The following is a 1011-nucleotide window of genomic DNA, read 5'->3' as shown; positions in this document are numbered from 1 at the left end:
CGTCCGACCCTCAGATTCGTAGTCTGATGCTCTATCCAGCTGAGCTACGGGCGCGTTTTTCGCAAACAGCGCGGGCATGGACCCGCAAGCAGCCCCCGGCGGAGCCGGAGGGGTGCGAAAGAGCGCTCTGACTAACCGCTCTTGCCCCGATTGGCAAGGTCCGGAAGGGGGAGATTTTTGCGCATTTCCGCATCTCAGGTCGTCATTCCGGGGCGCGACGAAGTCGCGAGCCCGGAATGACGGACGCAATGAAGATTGCACGGCTCGGTCGGCCTCTGGCCGACCTACGCCCTCTGCCGCTCGTTGCGGATGGAGAGCAGTTCCACGGGGCGGTCGGGGATCACGATGCGGAAGGTGGCGCCGATGGTGCCTTCGACGAGGTGGATGTCGCCGCCATGGGCGCGGACCAGCTCGGCGGCAATGGCGAGGCCAAGGCCGCTGCCGCCGGGGCGACCGGAGGTCTGGAAGGCCTCGAACAGGCGTTCCCGGGTCTTCTTGGGGACCCCGGGGCCGGTGTCGGAGATCTCGAGAATGGCGACGGCGCCCTCGCGCTTGCCGGTGATCCGTATCTGCTGCGCCCCACCCTCGCCCGCCGCATGGCTTTCGAGCGCCTGGGCGGCGTTGCGGACGAGATTGAGCAGCACCCGGAACAGCTGGTCGGGATCGGCATCGACCGCGAGCCCGCGCTCGATCGCGGCGACCCAGGCGATCGAGGCGTCGGAGGCGAGACCTGCGGTCTCGCGCACCTCCATCACGACCGGCTCGATCAGGACCATGCGGCGATCGGGCGCGGCCTCCTGGGCGCGGCCATAGGACAAGGTCGACTGGCAGAAGGCGATGGCGCGCTCGAGCGACCGCACCAGCTTGGGCGCAAAGCGCTGCACCCGCGGATCCGGCACGCTGGCCAGTTGGTCCGACAGCAGCTGGGCCGAGGCGAGCAGATTGCGCAGGTCGTGGTTGATCTTGGCCACGGCAAGGCCGAGCGCGGCGAGCCGGCTCTTCTGATTCAGC

At 68.3% G+C, this 1011-nt stretch carries 1 protein-coding gene; it reads right to left on the bottom strand.

All coding sequences use genetic code 11. From position 1 onward, the window contains the following. Window positions 1-284: 284 nt before the first annotated feature. On the bottom strand, window positions 285-1011 hold a 727-nt coding region (locus JHD07_RS31185), incomplete at its 5' end, for an ATP-binding protein (protein ID WP_291629120.1).

The organism is Bradyrhizobium sp., from assembly GCF_016462955.1.
GTDB lineage: Bacteria > Pseudomonadota > Alphaproteobacteria > Rhizobiales > Xanthobacteraceae > Bradyrhizobium.
Note: the sequence above shows the minus strand (reverse complement) of the source record. Positions and strands in the feature narration are given on the sequence as shown.